The following is a 2,729-nucleotide window of genomic DNA, read 5'->3' on the forward strand; positions in this document are numbered from 1 at the left end:
GATTGCCTGTAGCAGAGATGGTCACATACGATCACATTACAGCCATAACAAAGCAATATCGCAAGAATATTTAAATTACCAAAAGTTGAGTAGACATCGCGAATAGCTTTTTTTCTAATATACCAACCCGCTTTTAGCATGGCGAAAAGCATGTTTAGCTTTTCATTCTTAATATTACTAGATAAATTAACCACAGTAAAAGAATTGTTATCACTAGCTACATATGTTGATTTCTCTGTTTCAATAACAACAACATCTAAATGAGATGATAAATTATTTGCCAAAAGTTTAACAACGGATTCAGTGCCTCCTACCCGACTTAAGCTATGAACAATTATTGCTAACACTTTGCGCTCCGTTTTTATTTAAAATTACTGCATAAATTAGGGATACAAGTAGAAGGCTTAATCCTGCAGGAATAACAGGTAAAAAACATAAGTAAATAATATAACTAGTGACAAATGGGAAGGTACACTTCGCATTACTATTTATCATTGATAAAAAAACAAATGAAATAAAAATAATAGTAAGTAAAAGCCCATTGATTCTAACAAATTCAAAGAAACCATTATGAGGAATTAGAGGAGCATAGGTGCTAGTATAAAACTCTCTTGATACACCTCTCAATTTTAGATCGCTCGATTCAGACAGGGCTGAAAGAAATTGTTCATTGAGCTGGAAGCGTAGTCGATTGGAACCATCATTAACCGTAGAAAAACGTGAAATCCCCGAATCGTAATCAGAGACATCATTACCGCCAAATGTACGTAATGCGGAACCGGCAGCAAACACGAGAAAAAGGCTAAGAATAGCCATTATAAAGGGATGTGAAAGTTTTAATCTACGTGCAGTATTAAAAATAAAATTCACATGGCCTAATATCCAAAAAACAATAACAGCTAGTAAAAATGCTCGACTCAGCATAAACATACCAAGCATGAAACAAAAGAAATTTAACAATCTTAAGCGCAATATTGATGAAATAGCAAACAGCATAAAAACATAAAACGCTGAAAAATTGGGATCTATGAAACTCAAAGCTGGTCGGCCATCCTCACTTCTAAAATATATAGCTTGGGCACATGAAAATATCAAGCTTACTACTATCATTATTTTAACGTAGCTGACATTGTAGTACCCAACCTTTATGTTTCTCACCAATAAAAAAGCCGCTGAAAAAACCAATATATAAGGTAAGAAATAAATATTGAACACCAGTGTAATAGGTGTTGTTATAGTAATAAAAAATAACAAAGAAAGTGGTACATTACGTATATCATAAAAAAAATTGACACTTATAAATATTATTATCGAGCAGTATAACAAAGCCTTGTAAAAAATATCATAGTACTGGAATGCAGAATCGGACATCCACTTTCCCGGCCCTGGTACATTCAAAAGCACGTATGAAAAGATAAATACACAAACAATGAAAAGGTTTGTTATTTGATATTTTACTTTTATATTTGTCATTTATATTTGACCATGTATTATTTCAAACATTGCTCACGACTATGAATTTAATTTATTCATTATAGAAGCCACCCAATTCTTTATGCTTCGTAGTTCTGTAACATCACCGTGATTAACATAAGAACTGGTAATAAAATCATCGGTCATATCATTCAAATTGACTTTGATATTCTCAGGTAAATAAAAACTATAGTTTTTTACGTTGTAATTCGTCGTTAATAACTTTTTATGAGCGCCCAGTGCCTCAAATGTACGCATTGTTAGCCCACTTTGAATTTTATCAGGTACATCGACGACAACTTTACTGTTATGTGTAATTTCTGCAACTGTAGATAATGCCATCTTCCGAACAAAAATATACTTTCCATACTTAGGATAAAAGTCAGGTTGTGATACTAATTTTCTTATGTACTGATTCCATGGGAGATATAATTTAAACAGATAGCGATAATTATGGGGCTCAAATTTGCTTTCTATTGAACGAAGAAAATCGGCTCTTTCTTCCTTAAATGAACCAATGCACATAAAATCATACTGCGCTTCAGCCTTTTTGTAAACTTTTGATGAAGAAAACTCCTCGGAATAAAACAAGGGGAAAAGTTCGAATCTATATTTTTCATTTTTACTATCATCATCATCAAACGTAAAACAAAATGTAAAATATTTTAATACTTCGCTTGTTCTGGGATTATGTGCAATTGAGTCCCATAAGTATAGAACACTTTTCTGGCTGACACAGTTAGCAAGTAGATGCTTGCACAGATGAGGTGTTAACTCTTCCCCTTTGATAACAAAAAGATAGTCATATTTACGCCTTGTTTTAAATTTAAAAATTAACGGCCAGATAACCTGCATATATAAAAAGTATAATTTTTTTGATATGAATTTCAAATGAATAATTTTGACAAATGTTGAACTATCTCTGACAACCTGAACCTCATACCCCAACTCTTCAATTTCTTTTTTTATTTTCTTATGATATGAATTAAAGAACGGCATAACTAATAAAACTTTGTTCATATCAATACCACTCAATTCTTTTGTTCTACACGGGTCCACTCCCCGGTAGAATGATTATAGGCTTTTATAACTCTTGCCGGAGCCCCGGCAATCACACAATATGGGGGGAATTCACCTCTGACTACAGAGTTGGCGCCTACAATGCATTGTGTACCTAATGAGCTACCAGCCAAAATTTTCACCCCAGCGCCGATAAAACAGTAGTCTCCTATTATAGTCTCACTGATATTCAATGG

4 protein-coding genes are annotated in these 2,729 nt (G+C 33.2%); all 4 read right to left on the reverse strand.

Features of this window, described 5'->3' with window-relative positions:
* Window positions 1–347 (reverse strand): glycosyltransferase family protein (locus M979_RS09880; RefSeq protein ID WP_157093227.1); only part of this gene is annotated, 347 nt, incomplete at its 3' end.
* Window positions 325–1,371 (reverse strand): hypothetical protein, encoded by a 1,047-nt coding sequence (locus M979_RS09885; protein ID WP_064554800.1) that lies wholly within the window; start codon window positions 1,369–1,371, stop codon window positions 325–327. The genes M979_RS09880 and M979_RS09885, both read right to left, overlap by 23 nt.
* Before the next feature lie 141 nt (window positions 1,372–1,512).
* The gene (locus M979_RS09890) at window positions 1,513–2,493 is read right to left on the reverse strand and encodes a WaaS/CpsH family glycosyltransferase (protein ID WP_064554804.1); all 981 of its coding nucleotides are present in this window, start codon (window positions 2,491–2,493) and stop codon (window positions 1,513–1,515) included.
* 11 nt (window positions 2,494–2,504) lie between these two features.
* A partial coding sequence (locus tag M979_RS22490) for a DapH/DapD/GlmU-related protein (protein ID WP_280643561.1) occupies window positions 2,505–2,729 on the reverse strand: 225 nt, incomplete at its 5' end.

This window comes from Buttiauxella noackiae ATCC 51607 (assembly GCF_001654865.1).
GTDB lineage: Bacteria > Pseudomonadota > Gammaproteobacteria > Enterobacterales > Enterobacteriaceae > Buttiauxella > Buttiauxella noackiae.

Coding starts and splice junctions, on each gene's coding strand:
- M979_RS09885 (WP_064554800.1), bottom strand. CDS start 1,371: ATGTCCGATTCTGCATTCCAGTACTATGATATTTTTTACAAGGCTTTG.
- M979_RS09890 (WP_064554804.1), bottom strand. CDS start 2,493: ATGAACAAAGTTTTATTAGTTATGCCGTTCTTTAATTCATATCATAAG.